Below are 24262 nucleotides of genomic sequence, written 5' to 3' on the forward strand. Positions count from 1 at the left end.
CGCCGGGTGATTCCTCGTTGGCTTTCGTAGGAGGCGCGTGACTCGGCCTCGGTGAGCGAGGCCAACGCGTCCGGGCAGAAGGCTCGATCGACCCGTTCGCAGCCGCTTCGCGAGGGGTGCTCGCCGCGGATGGAGCAGCCGGCGTTTCTCGTCAGACACTGTGGTGCCCTTGCCCGGGGGACCTTCCTGCGCGGTGTGCTGTCGGCGCGGGATGCGATCCGGACCGTGACCGGAACGGCCGGCGCGGTGGCGCCGCGCGAACTCGGCTCCCGTGAAGTCCCGTTGTCGGGCGAGGGCGAGGGCGAGGGCGAGGGCGAAGGCGAAGAGTCGGTGACCGCCCCGCTGGTGCTTGGCTGGATACGCTCGCTCGTATTCGGCTCTCCCTGGCCGGCCTGGCGTCGTCGAGATCCCGCCCAGCCCGGCACTCCGCGGGTTCCTCCACCGGACACGACAGCATGCGTCTCCCTCTCGCGGTCGAGAAGGCCGACGGCCCGATCGCGGCCGACGTACAGCTCACCGGCGCGGTGACCGCGCTGCCGGCAGCCCTGCCCTCGCGGCCGCTCGGGACCCCGTGGTCCCGAGTGGCCGTCGGATCCCGCACCGTCAGGAGATGCGGACAGGAGCCCAGTTCATGGCCTTGCCCACCTGCGAGCGGTTGCCGAAACCGCTGTTGCCGTTGCCCCGGTTCAGCCAGGCGCGGCCGTTCTTGTCGAGCGAGATGAGATCGGCCCGGCCGTCCCCGGACAGGTCGAGCCCGCCGACCACGTCCTTGTAGGAGGTGCCCCAGTCCTTGAAGACCAGCGAGCGGGGCCTGAACGTGCCGGCGCCGGTTCCCCTGAACCACCACAGCTCGTTCGACGCGTCGAGGGCCAGCAGGTCGTTCTTGCCGTCGCCGTCGAGGTCGCCGGCGGCGATCAGCCTCTTGTAGCCGCCGAAGCCGGACCCGGTGAGCGAGCGGGCCTTGAAGCCGCCCGCGCCGTTGTTCGCGTACACGTACAGCTTCCCGGTCGACGCGGACCGGGCCAGCAGGTCGGCCCGGCCGTCGCCCGTCACGTCGCCGGGCGAGACGACCGCGTCGTACCCGCTCCAGTCCGAGGACACCTTGACGTGGAAAGACTGCTGGTCGGGCAGCCCGCCGCAGATCGTCGGGTAGACGCGGGCCTCGCCCTTCGGGTAGCGGACGAACACGTCGTCGCAGCGGTCGCCGTCGAGGTCGCCGAACGGCAGCACGAGCGTGCCCGTCGGCCAGCTGCTCGCGCGCTGCCCCGCGGACAGCTTCGCCGAGTCGCCCGCGTACACCTTCAGCGCGGTGCCGTTGCGGCCGAACAGGTCGGCCTTGCCGTCGTCCGAGTAGTCACGCCACTTGGGCAGCGCGCGGGCGGTGGTGGTGGCCTGGTGGACGCCGTCCAGGGCGAAGCCGTTCGTCCCGGTGAGCTTGTACTCGTCCCACAGCACGACGGGCCGGCCGAGCGCGTCGGCGGCCACCTGGGGCGCCCCGGCGAACTGGGCACTCGTCGCGCTCAGCCGCCGCGGGACGGACCAGGTGCCGCCCTTGAAGACGGCGGCCATCGTGTACTCCTCGCCCGAGTAGCCCTCCCGCCACGTCACCGTGACCGTGCCGCCCGAGGTGGCGGCCGCGCCGACCGCACGCACCTTCTTGTGCGTGGAGAAGGGCTGCGCGTACGGCTGCCAGGCGCCGGTGGCCGCCGAGCGCACCGCGTACCAGGGGCCGGTCGAGTAGCCCGGCCCGCCGGCGGCGAAGAGGTCGCCGTTGGGCAGGTAGACGGGTGCCGTCATCCCGTACGTGCTGCCGTGGCCGGCGGCGGACCGCGGGGTGCTCCACTGCGTGGCGCCGGCGGACCGGCGCGTGTGCATGAGGTGCGCGAGATCGTCGTAGAACACGTCGAAGCCGCCCTGCGGACCGGCGAAGACCTTCGGGCGCGCCAGGTCCACGCCCGGGACCGGGAAGCGCTGGACCGCGGTCCAGGCGGACGCGCCGGGGGCCTTCTCCAGGGCGACGACGGCCTTGCTCCCCTGCCACTGCCACACCAGCAGGGTGGTGCCGTCCTTGGCGACCGCCAGGTCCATGCTGGAAATGTCCCGGCTGCCGGACGGCGGCTGCTCGTTCAGGTCGGCCGGAGCGGTCCACGCGGCCTTCGGGCCGTTCTTCTCGGCGGCCTTCACGACGCCGGAGACCGACCACACGGCGACCAGTCGGCCGTCGGGGGCCGCCGCCAGGTGGTGGTAGCCCTTCTGGGGGACCGCGGCGACGTACTCGGGCTCGGAGAAGGCCGTCGCGCCGGGCTTGAGGGTGGCCACTATCAGCCAGTAGTTGTTGTGGTCGTCGGCGCGCTGGGCCCGCCAGACCAGACGCACCGAACCGTCGCCGAGCGAGACCAGCTCGGTGTTGTACCCGCCGGCGTCCGGCCAGGTCTGCGGAGCGAGCCAACGGGTGCTGCCGGCGGCCCGGATCCGGGTGGAACGGGAGAGCCCGTCACCGGTGAGGGAGACGAGGGCGCCGTTCCCGGCCGTCTCCAGGGCGTTCAGCCCGCCCGAGGCGGAGGCGGGGTCGGGGCTCGGGGCGTGCAGGGTGCGGGTGCCCCACGGACCCGGCGCACGCGTCTCGACGGCGGCCGGGGTGGTGGCCGTGGCGGCGGTGCCGGTGGCCGCGCTCACGGCCCTGGCGGTCGTGTGGGCGGCGGCCGTGGCGGTGTTGTGGGCGGCGGCCGGGGCCGCGGCTGCCAGGGCGAGGACGGGAGTGAGTACGATGCCGAGCACCGCGCGGGACTGCGAAGTCATGGGAAAGCCCCCCCGGGCGTGGCGTATCCGGTGACACGGATTCGCCATACTGTTCGAACAAGTCTGGCGCAGCGTATATCAGCCAAGATCGGCCCGTGCAGAGGTTTTCCACGCTCAGAGGAACTCGGCCGGCGCGTCCGGCGCGCGGCGTCGCCCGGATCCGGGGTGGCTACGCAACGTCTCCCCCGAGGCCGTGCCACAACGTGTCGGCAGCGGCACTACTCCCCGAAGGGCACCGACCTGCCCGGCCACAGCCCCGAGGACCTCAGCGCCGTCGCCGCCGAGCTCAATGGACGCCCACGCAGAACGCTCGGCCGGGCATCCCGGCCGAGCGCCCGCACGAACTCCTCGCAGCCTGATCAAGCCGACCACGTGGTGTGACGGCCCCTGGAAACCGCCGGCGACCTGGGCCCTCGCGCCGTCGGGATCACGTCGGCGAGACGCTCCCCGAGTCGGTGGCCGCCGAGCCGCGACCCGGTCGGGCCGGCCGCCGGGGCCGGGGCCTCCGGCACATCGGCGCCGGCCCCCGCCGGGTGCCACTCACTCGGCGCCTCCGCAACGCCCCGCAGCGCGCCTTTCCCGGGACGTTCCCCGGTGATACCTGTGCCTCGGGTCAGAACGCCGAGGTGTAGGCGGCGAAGAAGGGCGTCTTCACCGGCGCTCCGCCGGGATCGAAGCACGCTACGTAGAGCCCGACAGAACCGCTGGTCCTGCCCCAGGGCTTGTACAGGCCGCAGTAGTCGGCGCTCGGTCCGTAGGCGGTGGCGTGGGCGGTGTCCGACGGGACGGCCACCGACGGCATGGTGACCGTGAAGGGCGCTCCCGAGCCGCCGAGGGTGTTGGTGGCTCCGCTGGAGTTGTAGTTGGTCAGGGCGGGCAGCGATCCGTTGAACCAGAGATATCCGAAGGACTTCGGCGGAAAGGCCGGCCCGTGTACCGCTCGCAGATAGGAGTAACTCAGAGTCCACTCGGTGTCGTACGGCTTGCTGGACGCGTCGTAGCAGGCCACGATCACGGTCTGGCCTGACGTCCCCGGTGTCCAGTCGGACACCTTGCACCGCGCTCCCTGCCTCGGGTCGACCGCGGTGACCTGGAGATCACCCGCGTAGCTGGACAGCCCGAGAGAGGGAAGCCACGCCTTCCAGATGCCGGTCGCACCCTTGCTCACCGCATTGGCCGGGCCCGCGGAGTTGTACTGGGTGAGTACGGTGCCGCTGCTGTCCGAGTTCAGGTAGCCGTACGAACCGGAGGGCGTGGCGGGCAGGCCGCTGCTGCTCGTGTAGAGGACCGTGAAGGTGGAGTTGTCCGGTGCGCCGCTGGGGAGGTAGCAGTTCACGTACACGTCCTGACCGGACCCCGCGGTCTTCCAGTCGGCGATCTGACACCAGTGGGCAACGCTGTTCACCGCGGTGGCGTGGGCGATGCCGCCCGGTCCGCCGATCAGCGGGAAGTGCACCACGTACGAACCGAGGCCGATCTGGTCGACCTTGACGGGATTGGCGGACGGTGAGGCCCAACTGCCCCACTGCCGTGAGGGGTCGGGCGCGTAGCCGGGAGGGGGAGTCGCGTTGTCCAGGTACGCGAAGCCCCAGCGGTCGGGTACGGCGGCGTGTGCCGGGCCGGCGACGGGAAGAGCTGCGGCCAGAAGAGCGGCCACCATGCCCAGGACGAGCATCACGGCCCGGACGGGTCTGCTCGACAGAGGTGAGGTGCGGACGTGCATGGGCGTGCCTCCTGTTGATGAGGGCGGTACTGCCTGCGCGATCCGGTGCTTGAGTGCGATGGCCCGACACGTGCTGCGGGGCCTGGGACCAGCCCTCCTGCGGCTTTTCACGACGGCAGGGCTTGCGCCCCGCCGACGTGCCGTGGGTTCGGAATCCGGTGTCTCACTGTCCCAGAAGTACGTCCCGGCACAACGCTCTCGGTCAGCCGTTTCAGTACTCGCCTCACCTGCCGCTGGGGCACGGAGTCTCACTCCGTTCGCTCGAGGCACAGCGCGGACCAGCAGTTGCGGCCGCTGCCCCGCCAACTCCTCTGTCTCCCCGCCCCTCCCACCTCACCTGTCCCTGTGCGCACCGCCGCCGGACCTGTCCGGAACACGCCTGTGTGATGCCGCGCATGATCCGGCGGCGCTCGTCGCGGCTCCGTGGCCGCTTCTGCCACGGCCCCGTCTCAGGGCGCATGTCATGCCGGCCCATGTCACCCCTGACGACCCCGAGCGCGCGGCCGCCGTGATGCATCGGTGGACCCGCCTCTCCGAGCTCGCCCCTGAGCTCGCCGAGCGGTACGGCGCAGCGGCGCGGGCTGGTGGGGTGGAGGAGTGGGGGGCGACGATCTCCACCCGTCGTTCCACCCATGGGTCCAGGTGCGCGAGGCCCTGCGCCAGCAGTCTTGAGGGCATGACAACGACCGAGTGGATCACCGACATCGCCCTCGTCCTGATCGTCTTCCGGCAGCTGCGGGAAGGCCGTCTCGACCTCAAGACCTTCCTGATCCCGCTGGGGATCGTGGCCTTCGTGGCCCACACGTACCTCGACAGCGTGCCCACCGCGGGCAACGACCTGGTGCTGATCGGCGCGCTCATGGCCGTCGGCGCGGCGCTCGGCGTCGCGGGCGGCGTCTACACCCGTATCCGGGTGGCGGGCGAGCACCTGCTGATCAAGGCCGGCGCGGTCTCCGCGATCCTCTGGGTGCTCGGCATGGGCGCCCGGATGGGCTTCCAGTTCTGGGTCTCGCACGGCGGCGCCGACAACGTCGCGCGGTTCAGCATCGCCCACCACATCACCTCCGACCAGGCCTGGGTCGCGGCCTTCGTGCTGATGGCACTCACCGAGGTCGTCACGCGGCTCGCGACGATCTTCATCCGGAGCCGGATGGTGAACGGCAGGCAGACGCAGACGACCGCATCGACGCACTCGGCGCCCTCTCTCGACCGCGCGGCCTGACCGTGGACTATGGTCACGCCGTGCCCGAAGCACAGAGCGTCCCCGAAGAGCAGAGCGCCCCAGCGGAGCAGAGCGTGCCCGGTACGGGCTCGGCCCCGTACCGGGCGTCCGGCGCCCTGACCTTCACGGGTCACGATCCTCGCGTGGGCTGGGTCCTGACCGTCTGCGTCATCGGCTCCGCGTTCATCACGGTGCGGCCGATCGGTCTCAGCGGCCGGGGCCTCGTGGTCGCCGCGCTCATCGTCGTCAGCTCCCTCGCCCTCCTCGCCCGGCACCTGCCCGAGCACAGGGTCCCGCCCCGCGTCGCCCTGGTCTGGCTGACCCTCGGCATCGTCGCCGCGGCCGCCCTGATCGCCGTCAGCCGCAGCGGATCGAGCTACCTCTTCGCGTTCTTCATCGTCGGCCACGTCGGATACCGGCTGCAGCCCAAGCCGGCCCTGGCCCTCGCGGCGTTCTGCGGCCTGCTGTGCGGCGGAGTCCTGTACTTGCGCATCGGCCCCGGCCACCACCTGCTGCCCTGGGCGGTCGGTCTGGCCACCGGCACCCCGGTCGTCCTCGGCATCATCAACCGCAGCCGCCGGCGCGCCGTCCAGGCGGTGATCGAGGCCGCGGAGTCCGCCGAGCGGGCGGCCCGCGCCGAGGCCCAGGCCGCCGTCCTCACCGAGCGGGGACGGATCGCCCGCGACGTGCACGACGTCCTGGCCCACTCCCTCGCGGGCATCAACATGCAGCTGGAACTGGCGGACGCCCTGATCGAAACGGGTGACCTGGAGAAGGTCCGCGAGGCGAACGAGAAGGCGCACAGCATGGTCAAGGAGAGCCTGAAGCAGGCCCAGTGGACCGTGCACGCGCTCCGTGAGGACTCGCTGCCGCTGGTGGGCAGCCTGACCGCGATGCTCGACTCGTCCGGCCACCGCGACGCCCTCACCCTCACCGGCACCGCGCGCGACGTGCCGTCCCAGGTCGCGCAGAACCTGCTGCGGATCGCGCAGGAGTCGCTGACCAACGCCGCCCGGCACGCGCCCGGCGGCGAAGTACACGTGGAGCTGACGTTCGATGCCGCATCGACGACACTGAGGATCCGTAACAGCGCGGCGACCCGGGCGGTGCGCGCGGGCGTCGGCAGCGGGATGGGGCTGATCGGCATGCGGGAACGGGTCGCCCTGCTGGGTGGCACGATCACTGCGGGCCCGGTCACCGAAGGACCGGACGCAGGGGGCTGGCAAGTGGAGGCAGTGATACCGGGATGAGTGAACCGACGCGGAATCCTCAGCGGCTGCGCGTGATCGTGGCCGACGACCAGGCTGCCGTACGGGAGCCGCTGGCCGCGGTCCTCGGGATGGCCGAGGACATCGACGTCGTCGCCTCGGCCGCCGACGGCACCGAAGTACTCGCCGCAGTCGCGGCGGGCCCGGTCGACGTGGTCCTGATGGACCTGCGGATGCCGGTGATGGACGGCACCGAGGCGACCCGGCGGCTCACCGAGGAGCACCCCGAGGTCGCCGTGGTCATCCTGACCACGTTCGCCGACGACGACTCCATCCTGGCCGCGCTGAGCGCCGGCGCCATCGGCTACCTCACCAAGAACGCGGGACGCCAGGACATCACCCGCGCCATCCGCGCCGCCGCCGCCGGGCAGTCCGTCCTCGACCGCGAAGTCCAGAACCGCCTCCTGCAGACGGTCCGCACCAAGCCCCCGGCCCCCGGACAGCCACTGCCCGGCGACATCACCCCGCGCGAGCGCGAGGTCCTCACCCTGATCGGCCAGGGCCTGCCGAACCGTGCCATCGCCGAGAAGCTCTTCATCAGCGAGGCCACGGTGAAGACGCACATCAACAACCTCTTCGCCAAGGCGGACATCAAGGACCGCGCCGACGCCGTGCGCCGCGCCCTCGGGGCAGGCCTGGCCTGAGTCGTCGAGACTCAGCGGCCGCCGCCTCGCGCGGCGATGGCCTCTGCGCATCTCGGCAGATCAGGAGGGGCGTCGTGCTGGTTGGGGCTGTGGACTTCCACCCCGATCTTCCGGTGCTCCTCATCGGATCCGCCGATCCACCGGAGCTGGACTGGGACTACGCGTCGGCTTGTGGCGACGGCAATCACATCGTCGTCCGGACTCGCGGGCAGACCGCGCTCACTCGGGTACCGGTCCGGAACCGCGCTGTGCCTGTCCGGGCGATCGGAGCCTCCCGGTGACCGTGGTCGCGCAGCATCCGCTGTCAAGCGGTTGGCCGAGACGAATTCCGGCTGAGCGGAATTGGTGTCCGCGACAGGGAACCCGGGACATCCGAATCTCTTCATAGTCGGTGCCGCATACCGGCAACTTCCCTTATCTGAAGGCGCAATGACTCAACTCGCACGCACTCTCCGCAGTACTGTCCGCACCGCGTCACTGGCCGCAGCAGCGCTCGGCACCACTGCCGGGCTCCTCGGTGGCTTCATGACTCCGGCTGCATCTGCTGCCGGGTCGGCCCACCCGACCTACGACAACTACGTGGCGCTCGGCGACTCGTACGCCTCCGGTGCCGGTCTCAGCCTGGTGGATGACGCCGACTGCGACCGCACCAGAGAGAGTTACCCCGCGGTGATCGCCGGGGCGGTGAAGGCGAAGTCCTTCAAGAACGTCACCTGCAGTGGTGCCACCACCGCGGAGATGGCCAAGGCCCAGGGCACCAACCCGGCCCAGCTCAGCGCCCTGTCGGCCGACACCGATCTGGTCACACTGACCATCGGGGGCAACGACATCGGGTTCACCGAGATCATCACCACCTGTGTCGTCGGCAGCTTCAGCGATCCGACGGGCAGCCCCTGCAAGACGCATTACAACGCGTCCGGCAGCGATGCCATCGCCACTCGCATCAACTCCGCGGCGTCAAAGCTCACGGTCACGCTTGATTACATACGTGCCCTTGCGCCCAAGGCCCGCGTCCTGGTGGTCGGTTATCCGTCTCTCGTCCCGGAAACCGGGAAAGCCTGCCGTCCCGGCGTGCCGTTCGCGGACGGCGACGTGCCCTACCTCCGCGATGTGAACAAAAAGCTCAACCAGGCCCTCGCCGACCGGGCCAAGAGCGCCGGCGCGGAGTACGCCGACACGTACACGATGACCGTCGGCCATGACATGTGCCAGAGCGAAGCCGACCGGTGGATCGAGCCCCTCGAAACGAAGCTCGCACCGGCGCACCCGAACAGGTGGGGCCAGTACGCGATGGCCTACGGCGCCTACAACCAGCTCCGCAACTAGGAACCGCGCTCCCCACACTTCGGGGGTGTGAGGGAGCACATCCGATGTCGCTCGGCCGGCAGCAGTGCAGCCGGTGGCCGCGCCAGTGCTCTGGGCCGTCCGTCGGCCCTTGCCGTGGCTCAGGAACGGCAGGGTGATCAGGGCCACCGCCACAACGCCCACAGCGGCCGCCAGCACCTTCGTCCGGCGACCGCGTGAGCGACGGTTCCTGCGCCCCGGCGCGGCTCCTCCGCCCGGCCGAGACCACCGCGGTGACCCCGGTGGCGGGCCGCTCCCTCTCCTCGGTCTGCGCCTGGTCATCTCGGTGCTCCTCGGCGTCGCTCTTGTTCGTATGCGGCACCCCGAACCACCGCCAAGCCGTCCACGTGAGATCAGACTCGGGCCGCAGCGCGGTTTCCCCTCAACGACGCCCCAAGGTGATCAGTAGCTTTTGATCCGAGGCGGACCGCTAAAGGTTCCTCTGACTCATCAAGGCGCCCGGCCGCACTCCGGCCTTCGGCATGCGTTCCGGAAAACGAAGAGGAGCCCGCCAGCAAGCTGACGGGCTACCACGAAAGATCGGGGCTAATGTGCCATCCGATCAGATCGTCGGTGTGTCATCGACGACCTCTTTGTGCGGTTCGACAATGAACTTCCAGCCCTCGCTGGGCTTCAGGAACCGCACTCGGGTCGGGTAGATGTCCAAGGCACGACGGTCACGGAGCTGGCTGCTCGTGTTCTTCCGCGCCTTGGCCGGCTCCTCGAAGAGGTCGACCTTGACATCCGGCACCACGGCGACTTCCTCGCTCCAGCGCTGAACGATCCCCGCGCCGAAAGCCTCCCGGGCGGCGGTGTAGAGCGACTCCAGAGCTTCCTGATTCCCGCCGGGCACGAAGAGGGCGAGATTCAGGAGGACGCCGGCACCCTGAAGGACCTCGATCTCTTCTCCTGCCTTGTCGGCAACCCAGACCCCGCTCTCTTCGGCGTTGCCCGGAAGAACGTGGACCTCCTCACCGAAGATTGTCCTCGCGGCAAAGGACCCGCCCTCGAAATTCTTACCCGGCTCCGTAAGGAAAGCCGGAGCATAACAGTCGAGAGGGAGTCCATCCATCGCTGCCGAGACGAAGATTCCGTCCTGGAGACCCAACTCCGAAACCTCTTCGGCCGTAAGCCGTCGAGCCGTGACCTTCTCGGTATTCACGCCGTTCCCCTTTTTTCGTGGCGCCCTGTAAATTCATTGAAACTCTATCACGAAAACGATCACTCAGATCGCACTCAATTCCCCCTGAGACAACGGCAGAAGAGCCTCACCGCGTCGCAGATAAATCGCGGCAGGCGCGCGTAGGCGATACGCGATTCACCAGTCCACCCACTCTCTTCAGCGGTGTTTCCGACAATCAAGTCGGCCACAAAATAGAATGCGAGCAAACTTGGCAGAATGGAAAAAACAGGCAAGAGGTGCCCCGGCGCCCGGAATCACGCTGCCCTCGTGATCCCACCACCCCGGGCCAGCTTGCCCCGACCCGACCGAGCGAACCGCGGCGGCCCCTCTCCGGTCGGGTGCTGCGCGCCCTGAAGCGGCGCGGCGTGAACCTCACCGATGTGCACCGCCGTTTACGCACGGACGTTCTCGACGTGGGCGGTGCCTGCGTTCCGACCCTGCCCGGTGGCCACGCGGTCCGGGCGCACGGCCCGGCCGTGCGGCTCAAGCCGGACGCGCTCGGCGGCCGGGCGGGAATCCCCCGACCCGGGATCGATCACTGCGCGTCGGAACACCGAAGCCGCTTTCTGGCCATTAGTCATGCCATAGGTATGCCTCACGGCAACCAGGGACAGATAGCCGGACACAGCGACAACCGTGGGGCAACAGCCGAGTGATCCGGGGTGATCCGACACGTGGAAGGCCATTCAGGAGGCCTTCGCGGCCATGTGACCAAGCACGGCTCGGTCCCGTCCCTCGAAGGTATCGCCGGAACAAGGGCCCGGGTCAGGGGCCGGGTGGCTCGCTGCTGTCTCGACCGGGCCATGTCGCGCATCCCCGTCCTCGGTACGGCACGATCAGCCCGCCTGGCCTCCTCAGTTGACTCAAGCGCACGGAGCAACGGCTCGAAGCCTGACAGGGTGAGGACCATGCAGTACTGCGAACGCCATGAGATGAACAACTGCGCAGACTGCGCTCCGCGCCCACCCCGCGGCCGCGCGTCCACCAGCGAATGGAGCGACTGGCCAGTGGCTGCAATCATCGTCCACGCCAGTGGCAAGGCCCACCTTCCCGGCTGCGGGCACATCGTCCCGGCCGACATCCGGCCACCCGTCTACGGCTGGGTGCTCACCCCCTCACCCGGGGCATGGCGTCGTCTCGCGCCCTCCAGCCCACTCCGCGCCACCCAGGGCAACGTCGAGCGGGCGGCTGTGAGCCGCTGCGAGAGTTGCGACGCGATGCAATAGGCACGCCGCTCGATTCCTTGGTGGGGAAGAGCTGCGCCCCCTGCCCAGTGACCCACCGAACCCGTGGCGGTACCTGAGACGAGTGTCAGTGGGATGCGATGGACACTCCACTGAGAGTCCGGCAGTACGAACCTGAGAAGGCGGCCATGGCAGTCGACGGAACATCGGCGGGTACACCACCGGCGAACGACACCGTGGATCCGGCCACCGGGCTGCCCGGCCACACCGGTGCGATCGGCTGCATCGAATCGCTGGTCCTCGACGGCCGCCGCCTCTTCTTCGGCTTCTCGTCCAACCAGATGCTCTCCCCGCTGATCGACGACGCGGGAGCCATGGCGTTGTTCGCCGCACGGCACATGCGCCAGCGTACGGGCGCGCACGACGAGGCCTACTGGGCGGAACTGGTCCGGGCCTCGATCGACGGCTCGGACCTTGTATGGAGCGAAGCACAAAGTGACTTCAGCAGGGCGGCGTTGGAGGGCTGGGACGCCGGTGACGCGCGGGGGCACCTGCTGTGCCTGCTCGACGCGGCCACGCTGTGGGACGGACACATGCCCGCCGATCTCCCGCCCGGCACGGCGCACCCCGACGACGACACGGCGGAGGAGCGAGTACGCGAGGCGCTGCGTATACGCTCCACCGTGGCCAACTGGTCCCTGTTGTGCAGGACTTACGCCCGTGGAGCCGAGCGCGCAGCGCATTGACAGGCCACCCCGCGGGGGCACGTCATTAGCCTCCTCGCCCCCGCCACGAGTACCGAAGCGTCGGGCACGCCCTGCTTCCCCGGGACCAGCGTCTGCCCTGTGTGCGCAGGCCCGTCCTGTGTACGCAGGCCCGTGATCCGTCAGGGTCTGCCGTTGTCCACGCGTCTCCCGGCCTTCCGCACCCGGCGGTGGACAGGTTCGACCGGGCAGCCAAGAGGTCATCAGTTCCGGGCCGAGTGGCTAGGGTGCCCCTGACGTCGGATGCTCTGCTGTACCGCGAAGTCACGTGACCCGGTCTCGTCGCTCTGCCGGCGCAGCTTCAGATCACGCTGGGGGACAAACGCAGATGCTGTCAACTCTGGTCGGCGCCTCAATCCTGTTCTTCGGGGTCTCGCTTCTCGGGAACTTCTGGAACCTTGCGGGGGGACTCTTTGAACGCGTCTCCGATTTCGTGGACCCCGGACCGGCCACCGTGAACACCTTCAGAGCGGGTGGCGTGTTCGCTGTCCTCGTCGGGATGGGCTGGGTGGCGTCGGGCCTACGAGAGATCTTCTGGTGAGTCTGCGGTAGCGGTTGAGGGTGCGGGACGATGGGGCGGCGGCGATCCCCGGCCATGCTTCGTTCCGCGAGGCGCGGGGACGGACTTGAGGGGGGCCATGCGCAGCTACGGCAGTGTGGTGATCGGCAACCTCGGCTGCGCCGTGATCCTCTGCTTCCCGGTTCCGCTCGCTCTCCTCATCGGGTACCAGGCCTGGCGCGCGGGCGAGGACTGGGCCTGGATCGCGCTCGCCGTCGGAGGGGCCGGGTCGGCCGCGATCCCTCTGATGACCCTCCGGTTCACGCGCGACGCATTCCCCCGGATCACGCGCGGGGACGGGCTGAAGGACCGGAGCGTCTCGTACGGGGACGACACCTTCGTGCTGTGGGCTCCCCGGTCGGAACAGGCCCCGGCACAGGCGCGGCTGGTGCGGGCGGACGTCCTGGAGGCTTCGCTCGGGCACTACGAACCCGAGGGCGGTGGGACCTTCACCACCTACGGCGGCGACTTCGCCCCCGACGAGTTCACCCCGGTGATCAGGATGCGGCTGCACGTGCGCGACGGCGAAGAGACCGGGGGCGGCGCCCCGTTCGACGTCACGGTCCGGTGCCGGGTGCCGTCCTTGTGCCTGTCGGCGGTCACCGCGGGCCGGCTGGCCGTGCTGATCGATCCGGGCCGTCCCGCCGACCCGGCCGATCCGCTGGTCCCCGGACGGGTCACCCCTCTCTGGCCGCGCAGCGCCCTGCTGGCGGGCACGAGAACCTGCCGGGTCATCGGTCTGGACGGCCGGCTGACCGACGTGACCCGGCACCCCGAGCGCCAGTTGCGCCAGATGCGGATCTCCCTGGAGGCCGGGGGCATCGAGATGGACGGCGACACCATCGATCTGCGGCGCCTGGACCCCGCCGTCGCGGCGCGCTACACCGCCGTGGCCGAACAGGAACGTGCCGCCCCCGAGGACAGGGCGCCGGTGACCGAGCCGGGCGAGGAGTACCGGTGGCTCGTGGACAGCCTTCCGGGTGAGGCGGCCGGGTTCGGTTCCGTCGGCCGCCGGTGGTCGCGCCGCGGTGGTGTGCTGGTGCGGGCCCGCTTCCTGCAGATGACCGCCACACACACCTTCCAGCACCACGGACCGGTCCTCGACACGGTGCTGCGCATCCACCCAGCCGACGGCACCCCCGCGTTCGACGCCGCCCGGCGCATGACGGTGCCGATGGGCTACCTCGCCGTCCTGCACCGCACCCGGGAGGTCGTCCTGTACGCCGCTCCGGACGGCCGCTCGTTCGTCGTCGACTGGCCCCGCACCGGCCTCCTCGCCGGCACCGCCGCGGCCGCGGTCATCACCCCGGACGGCCGGGAACTCCCCCTCGCGGGCCGCCCCGAGGTGGTCTGGGCCCTGATGAACCTGCTGGCGTCCCGGGGCCTTTCGAACCCGGATCCCGTCCTGGACCTCCGCAGACGCCGCCTGCGCGGCGCGGCCGGGGCCGTGATGGAGATGCTGGGAGACAGCGCCCCTGCGGTGGGTGCGCAGGACCGGTAGCAGCGGCACTGCCAGGCACTTCTCCTGCGCGGGACCGGCGCCATCGAGTCGCGCCCACGGCGCAGCCCGCTGCCCACTGCCGCTGCGGCAGAGCGCTGCAAGGTTCTCGCAAGGGTCCGTCGAGCCTTCCGTCCCCCATGCCGGGCATCCCGTCGGCAGAAGCAGTTCGTGGCACTCGAAGAGAAGCCAACAGGGGGACGCCATGAGGGCGTTGAGTACGGCGGAATCGGGCACGACCGGAGCGAGTACGAACGGAGCGGGTACGGACGGGCCCAGTACGCCCGAGGCGAGCAGGTTCGAAACGGGCGCCGTCGGGGCGAACGTGGCCGAGCCGCGGCAGTGGCTCACGCTGGTGGGGCGCAAGAAGGTACTCGCGGTGATCCACACCGTGACGTACGGGAAACGGCTGCTCGACATCCTTTCCCTGCTGGAGGCCGACTTCCGGCTCCAGGTCGTCTTCACGGCACCGCCGCACGCCTTCGGCGGCGACGTGCCGGCCTTCCTCGCGAGGCTGGGAAGTGTGGTGCTGCCGTGGGACCAGGCGACCCGCATGACCTTCGACCTCGCCCTCGCCGCAGGGCCGCGCGGCGTGCAGTACATCGACGCGCCGCTGATCACGCTGCCGCACGGGGCGAACTACCTGAAGCGGGTGATCGGCGGAGCGAACGCGGGCGTGGCGGGGCTGCGCAGGCAGGACCTCCTGCCCGGCGGGCGGCTGCCGGCCGCCGTGGTCGTCCCGCACCACGCCGAGCTGAGCGAGCTGGCGCGCGACTGCCCGGAGGCGCTCCCGCTGGCGCACGTGATCGGTGATCCCGTGCACGACCGGATCACCGCCAGCCTGCCGCTGCGCGCCGCGTACCGCCGCGCGCTCGGGCTCGCCGAGGGACAGAAACTCGTCGTCGCGGTCTCGACCTGGGGAGCGCAGTCGTCCTTCGGCCGGTTCGACGCGCTGCTGCCGCGGCTGATCGGGGAGCTGCCGGCTCCGCGCTACCGTACGGCCCTGCTCGTGCACCCCAATGTGTGGGCCGGGCACGGGGCTTACCAGGTCAGGTCGTGGCTGGCGCGGTGCGGTCAGCTGGGGATCGCGGTCGTGCCGCCCGAGGCGGACTGGCGCAGCGTCCTGATCGCGGCGGACTGGATCATCGGTGATCACGGTTCGGTCACGCTCTACGGGACGCTCACAGGGGCGCCGATGCTGCTGGCCACCTCGCCGGAGGGGGAGATCAATCCCTCCTCGCCCGCGGCGACCCTCGCCGCCCGCACACCGACGATGTCCCCCACCCATCCCCTGGTGGACCAACTCGACTACGCGGCACGGGAGTACCGGCCCGAGGACTATGCCGCGATCAGGTCGCGCATCACGTCGGAGCCCGGCCGGTTCAACCGGAACATGCGCAGGCTGATGTACGGGATCCTGGGGATGGGCCAGCCCGCGCACGAGCCGGTGACCGTCCCCCTGCCGGAGCCGGAGCCGCTGCCGCCCGCCGCGTGGGCGCCGGGACGCGGGGAGGTGTCGGCGTGAAGCGCTTCGTCGTGGTGGAGGCGAGCCCTTTCCCGGATGTGCTGCACGCCCGTTGCGCCGGCGCGTCGTTCAGCGTGCGGCTGAGCCCCGCGGACCGCGTCCACGGCGCGTCGGTCATCGACGAGCACCTCGTCGTGGACGTGGACGCCTGCCGGGACGGCTCCCTGCTGGACTGCGCGGACGTGCTCCAGGGAAGCCGGGCGCACCCGGTCGCCGACGCTCTGCGGCGGCTGGCGGAGCTCAGCTCGGCCCACCCGGCCCGCGGCATCGCCGCGGTGCCCCTGACCGCCTCCGGCACCGGAGACGCGGGCGGCTGGGCCCTGGCCGGCGGCTCCGACCGGTCCGTGGTCCTCGTACCGTACGGCCCCGACCAGCCGTATCAGGTCTCCGCGGAGCAGTCGTTGCTGCCGTCGTGCCTGCACGCCTGGCTGGTGGCGGGGCGCTCGCTGCGGGAGTGGCCGTACGCCCACGACGCACCGGACAGCTGACCGGCACACGTTCCCCCCACCCACCGGGGCCGGGCCGTCGACCACGGCCCGGCTCCCCTGACCGGATCACCCGCCCCCGCCGAGCCGAAGCGCGTCGGCGGGGCTCGTGGTCTCGAACAGGGCGAGGGCCCGCGCGAGGAACACCTCCGCGGCCGTCGCGTCACCGTGCTCCGCGGCGCTCACCCCCAGCATCTCCAGGGTGCGCGCCTGCCAGAAGGCCGCTCCCGACCCGGTGAAGACGGACAGGGCCTCGTTCATCCTCGCCACCCCGTCCGCGTACGCGCCCGTCCGGACAACAGCGCGCCCCAGGAGTGCGAGGGCCCGCGCGGCGTCGTGCGGGTCGTTCACCGCCACCATCGCGTCATGGGCGCGGGTGAAGCAGTCGACCGCCTCGTCCGGGGCGCCCGTCGCGAGGGCGATCTCGCCGAGCGTGGTCCGGGCGAGAGCCGCGCCCCGCGGGTATCCGCAGCCCTCCCAGACGGAGATCGCCCGGTTCAGGTGGGTCACGGCGTCGGCGGGCCGCCCGGCCTCGCGATGGCATGCGCCGAGGCCCAGCAGCGCCTGGCCCTCGTCCCGTACGTCACCGGCCTCGCGCGCGGCCCGCAGGGAGTCCCGGTACCAGGCGGTGGCGTCCTCGGTGCGGCCGGCGGCGCCCAGGCCGATGGCCCCGGAGTTGAGCATCTGGCGCTCGGCCTCCCTGTTCCCGGCCTGCCGGGCAGCCTTCAGGCCGATCTCGTGGGCCTCGATCCAGTCGGCGTAGTGGCGCAGGCGCAGGAAGAGCGGCCACAGGGCGTCCACGAGCATCCAGCTCGTGTCGTACCAGCCGCTGTCCGCCGCGAGCCGGACGGCACCCATCAGGTGCGTCCGATGGGCGTCGAGCCAGCCGAGCGCGGCGATGTCGTCGTCGAACGGCAGCAGGAGATCCGGCCGGTGGGCGTACGTCCTGGGAAGGGTGAACTGCACCGGGGTCAGGCGCTCCTGTGCCGCCGTCGCCGTGTACAGGCTCCAGTCGCAGAAGCGCCGCAGCGCCTCCTCGCGGGCGGCGCCCGTGTCGTCCTCCTGGGCGCGGTCGTGCGCGTGGATCCGTAAGAGGTCATGGAAGCGGCAGCTCTCCGGGCCGACGTCCTCCACGAGATTCGCCTCGACCAGCTCGTCCAGCCGTTCCGCCCATTCCTGCGACTCACCGCAGGACGCGGCGGCGATCGTCGCGTCGAAGGTGCGTACCGGGAGCAGACCGAGCGTCCGGTACAGGCGTGCGGTCCCGCTGCTCAGCACCGCGTACGACGCGTCCAGGGCCTTGCGCACCGAGGTCTCCCCTTCCACTTCGAGCGCGGCCAGCCGGCCACCGCCCGCGTTCCGGGCCAGGGCGTCGGCAAGCGCCCCGACCGACTGTCTCGGCCTGGTCGCGAGCCGGGCCGACGCCAGGCATACCGCGAGCGGAAGGCCCGCGCAGAGGGCCACCAGGCGGTGGACCGACGAGAGTTCGCCCGCGACGCGGTCCGCGCCGATGCCGCGGGTGAGCAGTTCGACACCGGCGGCCGGACCGAGCGCGTCGAGCTGATGGAAGCCCGCTCCCTGCATCCGCAGGCCGGTCAGCCTGCGGCGGCTGGTGACGACCACGAGTCCGCCCGGCCCGCCGAGCAGCAACGGCCTGATCTGGGCGGCCGTGAACGAGTTGTCCAGCATGATCGCTATCCGCCGGTCGGCGGTGAGGGACCGCCACATGGAGGCCAGTTCGACCGCGTCCGTGGACGGCGCACCGGAGCCCAGCGCCCGGAGGAACTGGGCGAGGATCTCCGCGGGCCCCACCGGCCCGCCCGCCGAGTGCCCGCGCAGGTCCGCGTACAGCTGCCCGTCGGGGAACTCGGTGCTCAGCGAACGGAGCCATTTGGACACCAGGGTCGTCTTGCCGATCCCCGCCGGACCGCTGACGACGATCAGCGGCGACCCCGTGCCGCGGAGGCCGTCCAGCGACGCGAGATCCCGCTCCCGGTCGGTGAAGTGAGCCGGAACGGGCAGCAGTTGGCGCGGCGGCGGGGGCCGTGTGGGCGCCGCCGGCGCGGAGTGGACATGAATGCCGCCGTGCACTTCACGGGCCTGGACGGTGGGACCGTACAGTCTGGCCTCGCCACCGATCTCATTTCCATGTGGCCCTTGTGGGACCGCACTTGAATCACTCATCTATCCGCCCCCCGCAGATCGATTGCCCATGACGCGAACCCTTTCGAGTCCTACCCCGGCACGCCTTGGAATGACCATCAGGAATAAGAACGGATCGCGCCAACTATGGCAACGGTGTATGGCGATATTGGCCGCGAAATGACATGCTCGTGGGCCATCCGACGGACCAGCGGGGGCGCTGGTGGAATTCCAGATTCTCGGACCGGTGGGGCTGCGGCTGAACGGGCACTGGCTGACGCTCGGATCGGACAAAGAACGGGTGTTACTGGCCGCGCTCGCTCTTGATGCGGGCCGTCCTGTCGCGATCAGCCAGCTGATGGAACGGCTCTGGGACGGTGACCCGCCCGCACGCGCACGCGAGAACGCGCACACCTATGTCTCGCGTATCCGCCGGCGGCTGCGGGCGGCCGGTACGGGGCCGGGCGCACCGACCATCGTCGGCAAGGCCCACACCTACACCCTGCGGACCCCGCGTGACTCCGTGGACCGGCAGCGCTTCCAGCACTTCGTCGACGCGGCGTTCACCAGTGACGACGACGCGCGGGCGGTGGAACTGCTGTCCCGCGCGGAGGAGTTGTGGCAGGGCGAGGCGCTGGCGGGACTGCCGGGGTTCTGGGCGGCGACCGTACGGCAGACGCTCGCGGAGACCCGGCTCAGCGCCGGCACGTCACGCATCGCGGCCGGCCTGAGGCTGGGGCGCTTCGCCGAGCAGGTCGGGGAGCTGTCCGCGCTCGTCGAGCGGTATCCCGGGGACGAGACGCTGCTCGGACAGCTGATGATCGCGTACTACGGCAGCGGACGGTACGCGGACGCGCTCCGGGTCCACCAGCGGGCCCGGAAGTCACTGATGACGGAGTACGGGGCGCTGCCCGGCGTCGAGTTGGACCTGATCCACCAGGGCGTGCTGGCCCGGGTACCGGCACGTGAGCTGGCACACGGGGGCAGTGGTACGGAGCGCACGGCCGTTCCGCTCACGGCCGCTGCCGGTGCGCCTCCGGTGCCCGCGCCCGAGACGCCTGTGCCTGAGGCGCCCGTATCCGCTGCGCTTCCGCCCGAGGTGCCGCCGCGCCGGAATCTGCCCCAGCAACCGTTGCTCGTGGGGCGCCGGTCGGAGTTACGGGCCCTGACCTCGATGATCGTCGACAAGGGCGCGCAGGGCGGATCGGTCGTCGCGGTGGAAGCGGTCACCGGCATGGCGGGGGTGGGGAAGACCGCGGTTGCGGTGACTGCGGCCCTCCTGCTCGCCGAGAGGTACCCGGACGGTCAGCTGTACATCGATCTGCGCGGGCATTCCCCCGCCCAGGAACCGCTGACCGCGAGGGCGGCGCTGGCGACCCTGCTGAGGCTGCTCGGTGCGCCGGCCTTCTCCATTCCGGCGGAGCTGGAGGGGCGTACGGCCCTGTGGCGGACCATGCTGGCCGAGCGGCGCGTGGTCATCATCCTGGACGACGCGACCGGCCCCGAACAGGTCGGCCCGCTGCTGCCGAGCGGTTCGCCGTCCCTGACGATCATCGCAAGCCGCCGGCACCTCACCGGCATCCCCCAGGCGCTGTCGGTCCCGCTCGACGTCCTGTCGAAGGAGGACGCCATCACGCTCTTCCGCGGCTTCGCGGGAGAGGCACGCACCCGCGACATCGCGGAGACCGCGCGGATCGTGGGCCTGTGCGGGTACCTCCCCCTCGCGATCGAACTGGTGGCGCACCGGTTCCGGGCCCGTACGTCCTGGACGCTGGCCGTCCTCGCCGAGCGCCTCGCCCGAAGTCCCGGACGGCTGGCGGAAATTCGCACCGCGGATCAGGAACAGGAGATGACGCGGGCGTTCGCGCTCTCCTACCGGACGCTCACCGCGCAGCAACGGACCGCGTTCCGCTGTCTCGGGCTGTATCCCGGACCGGATTTCACCGCTGACGCGGCGGCCGCCCTACTGGGTCTGCCTCAGGACACGACGGAGCGATTACTCGAGGGCCTACTCGCGTGTCATCTACTCAGAGAGCCCGTACCGGACCGCTATCGCTACCACGATCTGCTGCATGAATATGCCCATGGCCTATCCGATGCGGAGGACAGTGAGCGGGAGCGCCGACAGGCCGTCGCCCGCCTGACGGATTTCTACGTCACGACGGCCGACCTCGCGGATCGCATGGCATATCCCCGGCGCATACGGCCGGCCGCACCGGCACCGCTCCCGCCGACGCCTCGGCCGCCCCTGCCGGATGCCACGGCCGCACGGTCCTGGCTGGCCGCGGAACGCGCCAACCTCCTCGCCGTCGAGGACCACGTCCGGCGCAACGGCGACCCCGGGACGGCCGCCCGACTCGCGTGCACACTGGCCGGGTTCCTCCAGGCGGAGTGCTACTGGCAGGACGCCAAGAAGCTCCTGCGGCACGCCGTCGCCCACTGGGACCGGACGGACGACAACGGGCCGGCGCTCTGCCGCGCCCTCATCGACCTCTGCGCGGCGGACGCGAGCCTCGGGGACTACGCGGAGGCCGGGGAGGCGGGAGAGCGGGCGCTGGAGCTCGCGCGGTCCTTGGGTGACGGACCTGCCGAGGCCGAGGCGTTACGTGTCCTCGGCACGCTGAACTGGCATCTCGGCGAGAATCGCAAGGCCCTCGTCCTGTTGCAGAAATCCCTTGCCATCAAGTCGCTCTCGGGCGACCTCTGGGACAAAGCGCGCAGCAGAAACAACATAGCGGTGACCATGCTGTTTCTCGGGGAACGGGATCGGGCGCTTTTGCATTTCCAGGGAGCGCTCGCAGATTTTCGACGAGCCGGCGACAAAGTCGCGACCGCCCAGACGCTCAACAATATGGGCGAATTACAGATGCAGGCGGGCGAGTTCTCTTCGGCCCGTAGTTCGTTCGAGGAATCTCTGTCTTTCCTGGAAGCCGACGGAAGCCGGTACGACCGTGCGACCGTACGCAGGAATCTGGCCGAAGCCCTCACGGAATCGGGTGAGTCCGCCACAGCGCTTGTCATGTTCAGTGAAACTCTGTCGGAGTTCCGGTCCCTCGGCGCCCGCAAGGGCCAGGCCGGAGCCCTGGTCGGGATAGGCGAGGCGTACTGGCGACTGGGGAGCACTGAGGAGTCCGGCCGGCACTTCCTCGAAGCACTGAAGATCGCACAGGAGATAGGAACAGCTCACCACGAGGCCGAAGCCCTGCGCCGCCTCGGGCGCGCGGACTTGGCCGACGGCCGCCTGACCGTCGCGACCGACCGGCTTCGAGCGGCCGTGGCTGTCGCCACCCGCACGCATGACGTCGACGAGGAGACCGCCGCACGGATACTGCTGGCGGAGGTGCGACTCGCGGCGGGAGACGTCAATGAAGCGCGCATGACATTGCGTCACGCATTTGAATTGGTTCAACATCGAAACACTGTTGATGCGCGCAGAATCGGTCGCCGCCTGAATGAAATCGAACACATACGTGACAACGGTTCGGATGCCAGTTCCATGACGCGCAGCGAATAGAACTGCCTCTCGATATCTTGCTATCCTTCCGCCTCAAGATCACCACGGAAGGAACATGGTACGTGCGCACAATCCTGGCGGTCACCACCCTCGTTTGCTTGACCGTCTTGGTGACAGGAACGGCGACAGCCGTCGCGGCGGCATCCCCGAAGGCAGCCCAGCAGTACGAATGCATCATGATATGAGGCGTCACACCCACGCCCGGGTGTGACGTAGCGGCCAGACCCTGCCGTCGAGGGCATCACCGCAGTTCAGTGGCGTGCCGGCCGCCCGGGCGGCGAGTGTTCCCCAGCCCGGAGAACGGGTTCGGTTCTCGTCGCCGGCTCATGAAGAGAGGCCCAGGTCGGTGACCTGGGCCTCTTTCCATGCCCCAGACGCCTCTTGACGAGCCATCAGCCGACGTCAGCCGAGCGCACCGACGCCTCTGCGGTCAGAAAGATCCGGTCCAGATGGTGATGGAGTACCGCGAGGGCCGACTCCGGACCACGCTGGCCCACCAGGATGCTGGTGCCCATGGTCGCCGTCATGGCGAGCAGGCTGATCGCCTCCATGCGGGCGGCGATACCGGGATCGGCCAGGCCCGACGCCTGGGCCTGTTCGAGCAGCCCCGTCAGGGCGTTCTCCGCCGCGTCGGGCTTGTCGATGAAGGGCTGGGCGGCCAGCGTCTCGTCGGTCACGGACAGGATCGAGTAGGAGGTGTAGAGGAGGTGGAAGGTGCGGCCCTCCTCGTCGGTCGGAAGGGAGGCCAGCAGCAGCGCCTCGGTCGTCGCGCGCGGGCCCGGGTCCGTACCGGCGGCGCGGAGACGGGCGGCCACCCGTGCGGTGAAGCGGTCGGTCAGGTGCTGGAGCCCGTAGAAGAGCAGCTTCTCCTTGGTCTCGAAGTAGTACTGCACGAGCCGGAGTGACACACCGGCCTCGGCGGCCACGTCCCGCATCCCGACGGCGTGCAGTCCTCGCCGTCCGGCCACGCGGATGAGCGCCTCTGCGATCTGGTCGCGTCGTTCCCGAACTGCGGGCGCTGGTCCGGGCGAGCGTCCGTGCCTTCCGGATACGCCGCCCCGCCCCGCTGCCGCTGTCGGACGAGGAGCTGGGGTCGATCCGGACGCCGTTCTACCTCGTCATGGGCAAGCGCAGCCTGCTGGTGCACCCGAAGCGGCAGCTGGAGCGCGTCCCCCGTGTCCTCCCCCGCGCCCGCGCCGAGATCGTCGCGGCGACGGGCCACGTACCGCAGCTCGAACACCCCGACCTGGTCAACGGCCCTCCCTAGGAAGAGGCGCCGGTCGGCCGTAGCCGGTCGTGGAGGACCGCGAAGGCCGTGCAGCTGAGGGGGCCGAGCACCGCCGCGGTGACCAGGACGCCGATGAGCACGGGGGTGAGGATGCCGGCGTAATACGCGGCGAAGAAGTTGCCCGTGGCCTGTTCGAGGAGATCGCGTACGAAGGGGCGCAGCGGCAGGGCGAGTTGCACCACCAGCCGGAGCATCCCCGCGGTGAGCGCGGTCAGCGGCAGTGCGAGGGCGAGGACGCGGGCCGCTCCGGCACGCGTCCACGTCAGCGACCAGGATCGGCGCAGCGCCGCGCGGGCGCCGAGGCCGTCCGCCGCGGCGGCCGGGGCGAGGGTGAGCGCCAGGCGCAGCAGCACAGCGGCGAACCCGGCGGCCACGGGTGAGGCCTTGACGAGTGTGTAGGCCGCCGAGCCGCGTTCCAGGGGCAACGGGGTGTCGAGCTGGTAGCCGGTGAGCCGGTGCGCCACGACTCCGGCGAGCAACGGCAGGGACCATACGATCAGGCCGCGCAACGCGTACACGGCGAGCAGCGGTCGCAGCCGCGCGGAGACCGCGGCACGTGCCGGGTCCCCTTCCAGCGGTTCTCCGGGCCCTGCCGCGACCGCCCGGGAGCACACGGTCTGCAGGGCGGCGCTGCCGGTGCCGAGGAGGAGCAGGTAGAGCGGGAGCGTCCAGAGGGCGACCCGTACCAGGTCGGTGAGGTCGTGCAGGTAGGGGTCCTCAAGGTAGTGGTACCAGATGCGTTGGTTCCGCATACGCGTGAAGACGGGCCAGGCGAGCGCGAATATCGCGGTCGTCATCAGGAGCGCGGCCAGTCCGGACAGGCCGACGACCCGGACCGTCGCACCGCCCAGCGTGCCTCGATGCCGCCGCAGGACGGCGAACGTCGTTGCGGTGACGCCGCGTTGCGGGCTGCCGCTCGTCGGCGGCAACGTGCGGTCGTGCTGCGTGGTGTGCGTCATGGGGCGAGCCTTCTGTACGTTCCGGATCCGTCCTGCGTCCCTGGCAAGGACGCAGGACGGGCGGGGTGCCGTTCTCCGGCCCGGAGGTCACTACCGCGTTTCGGGACGCCGGCCGCGGACCCACGCGGAAGCGCCCTCTCCGCCGCGGACCTTGGGAGAGA

The 24262-nt window shown here is 70.5% G+C and carries 17 protein-coding genes and 1 pseudogene; 12 read left to right on the plus strand and 6 right to left on the minus strand.

All coding sequences use genetic code 11. The features are described from left to right. Positions 1 to 603: 603 nt before the first annotated feature. On the minus strand, positions 604 to 2799 hold the full coding sequence (locus ACIQM0_RS27610) for an FG-GAP repeat domain-containing protein (protein WP_401291507.1): 2196 nt from the start codon (positions 2797 to 2799) through the stop codon (positions 604 to 606). Between the two features lie 613 nt (positions 2800 to 3412). Then, entirely contained in the window at positions 3413 to 4522 is a 1110-nt protein-coding gene (locus ACIQM0_RS27615) for a hypothetical protein (protein WP_401291510.1), read from the minus strand. A gap of 676 nt (positions 4523 to 5198) precedes the next feature. Between ACIQM0_RS27615 and ACIQM0_RS27620 the strand changes: the two genes are divergently transcribed. The 4 genes from ACIQM0_RS27620 (at position 5199) to ACIQM0_RS27635 (ending at position 8982) form a co-directional block, all read left to right on the plus strand. Further along, positions 5199 to 5744: a hypothetical protein gene (locus ACIQM0_RS27620; RefSeq protein ID WP_401291513.1), complete on the plus strand. Its 546-nt coding sequence runs from the start codon at positions 5199 to 5201 to the stop codon at positions 5742 to 5744. Positions 5745 to 5887: 143 nt separating this feature from the next. Then, positions 5888 to 6994, plus strand: coding sequence for a sensor histidine kinase (locus ACIQM0_RS27625; protein ID WP_401291842.1), 1107 nt, complete (start codon positions 5888 to 5890; stop codon positions 6992 to 6994). Continuing rightward, complete coding sequence (locus tag ACIQM0_RS27630) at positions 6991 to 7656, plus strand: response regulator (protein ID WP_401291516.1); 666 nt, start codon at positions 6991 to 6993, stop codon at positions 7654 to 7656. Before ACIQM0_RS27625 ends, ACIQM0_RS27630 begins: the two co-directional genes overlap by 4 nt. Positions 7657 to 8085: 429 nt before the next feature. Beyond that, complete coding sequence (locus ACIQM0_RS27635) at positions 8086 to 8982, plus strand: SGNH/GDSL hydrolase family protein (protein WP_401291519.1); 897 nt, start codon at positions 8086 to 8088, stop codon at positions 8980 to 8982. A gap of 580 nt (positions 8983 to 9562) precedes the next feature. Here ACIQM0_RS27635 and ACIQM0_RS27640 read toward each other — a convergent pair. Further along, a complete protein-coding gene (locus tag ACIQM0_RS27640) occupies positions 9563 to 10162 on the minus strand; it encodes a hypothetical protein (RefSeq protein WP_401291522.1) in 600 nt (199 codons plus the stop codon). A 1028-nt stretch (positions 10163 to 11190) separates the two neighbouring features. Here ACIQM0_RS27640 and ACIQM0_RS27645 point away from each other — a divergent pair. The 6 genes from ACIQM0_RS27645 (at position 11191) to ACIQM0_RS27670 (ending at position 16201) form a co-directional block, all read left to right on the plus strand. Next, on the plus strand, positions 11191 to 11409 hold the full coding sequence (locus ACIQM0_RS27645) for a hypothetical protein (RefSeq protein ID WP_401291525.1): 219 nt from the start codon (positions 11191 to 11193) through the stop codon (positions 11407 to 11409). A 146-nt stretch (positions 11410 to 11555) separates the two neighbouring features. Beyond that, on the plus strand, positions 11556 to 12113 hold the full coding sequence (locus ACIQM0_RS27650) for a hypothetical protein (RefSeq protein WP_401291528.1): 558 nt from the start codon (positions 11556 to 11558) through the stop codon (positions 12111 to 12113). 346 nt (positions 12114 to 12459) lie between these two features. Beyond that, the gene (locus ACIQM0_RS27655) at positions 12460 to 12672 is read left to right on the plus strand and encodes a hypothetical protein (RefSeq protein WP_401291531.1); all 213 of its coding nucleotides are present in this window, start codon (positions 12460 to 12462) and stop codon (positions 12670 to 12672) included. Positions 12673 to 12769: 97 nt separating this feature from the next. Then, the gene (locus ACIQM0_RS27660; RefSeq protein WP_401291534.1) at positions 12770 to 14191 is read left to right on the plus strand and encodes a hypothetical protein; all 1422 of its coding nucleotides are present in this window, start codon (positions 12770 to 12772) and stop codon (positions 14189 to 14191) included. A gap of 352 nt (positions 14192 to 14543) precedes the next feature. Next, entirely contained in the window at positions 14544 to 15713 is a 1170-nt protein-coding gene (locus tag ACIQM0_RS27665) for a hypothetical protein (RefSeq protein ID WP_401291845.1), read from the plus strand. Further along, positions 15710 to 16201, plus strand: coding sequence for a hypothetical protein (locus ACIQM0_RS27670; RefSeq protein WP_401291537.1), 492 nt, complete (start codon positions 15710 to 15712; stop codon positions 16199 to 16201). The genes ACIQM0_RS27665 and ACIQM0_RS27670 overlap by 4 nt, the downstream gene beginning before the upstream one ends. Positions 16202 to 16267: 66 nt before the next feature. Here the strand turns inward: ACIQM0_RS27670 and ACIQM0_RS27675 are convergent, their stop codons facing one another. Continuing rightward, a complete protein-coding gene (locus ACIQM0_RS27675; protein WP_401291540.1) occupies positions 16268 to 18289 on the minus strand; it encodes a tetratricopeptide repeat protein in 2022 nt (673 codons plus the stop codon). 274 nt (positions 18290 to 18563) lie between these two features. Here ACIQM0_RS27675 and ACIQM0_RS27680 point away from each other — a divergent pair, with 274 nt between their 5' ends. Continuing rightward, positions 18564 to 21854: an AfsR/SARP family transcriptional regulator gene (locus tag ACIQM0_RS27680; protein ID WP_401291543.1), complete on the plus strand. Its 3291-nt coding sequence runs from the start codon at positions 18564 to 18566 to the stop codon at positions 21852 to 21854. A gap of 392 nt (positions 21855 to 22246) precedes the next feature. Here the strand turns inward: ACIQM0_RS27680 and ACIQM0_RS27685 are convergent, their stop codons facing one another. Continuing rightward, complete coding sequence (locus ACIQM0_RS27685; protein ID WP_401291848.1) at positions 22247 to 22843, minus strand: TetR/AcrR family transcriptional regulator; 597 nt, start codon at positions 22841 to 22843, stop codon at positions 22247 to 22249. A gap of 8 nt (positions 22844 to 22851) precedes the next feature. Here ACIQM0_RS27685 and ACIQM0_RS27690 point away from each other — a divergent pair. Next, positions 22852 to 23121: pseudogene (locus tag ACIQM0_RS27690) on the plus strand (alpha/beta fold hydrolase); the annotation flags it as partial. Here ACIQM0_RS27690 and ACIQM0_RS27695 read toward each other — a convergent pair. Continuing rightward, positions 23118 to 24101, minus strand: a complete 984-nt coding sequence (locus tag ACIQM0_RS27695; protein WP_401291546.1) for a hypothetical protein — start codon at positions 24099 to 24101, stop codon at positions 23118 to 23120. The pseudogene ACIQM0_RS27690 and the gene ACIQM0_RS27695 sit on opposite strands and share 4 nt — an antisense overlap. Positions 24102 to 24262 lie beyond the last annotated feature (161 nt).

Source organism: Streptomyces sp. NPDC091387, from assembly GCF_044756945.1.
In the GTDB taxonomy this organism is placed as follows: Bacteria; Actinomycetota; Actinomycetes; order Streptomycetales; family Streptomycetaceae; genus Streptomyces.

Bases quoted from the DNA above. Each gene is read 5' to 3' on its own strand.
- ACIQM0_RS27615 (WP_401291510.1), bottom strand. From the start codon at position 4,522: ATGCACGTCCGCACCTCACCTCTGTCGAGCAGACCCGTCCGGGCCGTG.
- ACIQM0_RS27660 (WP_401291534.1), top strand. From the start codon at position 12,770: ATGCGCAGCTACGGCAGTGTGGTGATCGGCAACCTCGGCTGCGCCGTG.
- ACIQM0_RS27635 (WP_401291519.1), top strand. From the start codon at position 8,086: ATGACTCAACTCGCACGCACTCTCCGCAGTACTGTCCGCACCGCGTCA.
- ACIQM0_RS27610 (WP_401291507.1), bottom strand. From the start codon at position 2,799: ATGACTTCGCAGTCCCGCGCGGTGCTCGGCATCGTACTCACTCCCGTC.
- ACIQM0_RS27655 (WP_401291531.1), top strand. From the start codon at position 12,460: ATGCTGTCAACTCTGGTCGGCGCCTCAATCCTGTTCTTCGGGGTCTCG.
- ACIQM0_RS27695 (WP_401291546.1), bottom strand. From the start codon at position 24,101: ATGACGCACACCACGCAGCACGACCGCACGTTGCCGCCGACGAGCGGC.
- ACIQM0_RS27630 (WP_401291516.1), top strand. From the start codon at position 6,991: ATGAGTGAACCGACGCGGAATCCTCAGCGGCTGCGCGTGATCGTGGCC.
- ACIQM0_RS27650 (WP_401291528.1), top strand. From the start codon at position 11,556: ATGGCAGTCGACGGAACATCGGCGGGTACACCACCGGCGAACGACACC.
- ACIQM0_RS27620 (WP_401291513.1), top strand. From the start codon at position 5,199: ATGACAACGACCGAGTGGATCACCGACATCGCCCTCGTCCTGATCGTC.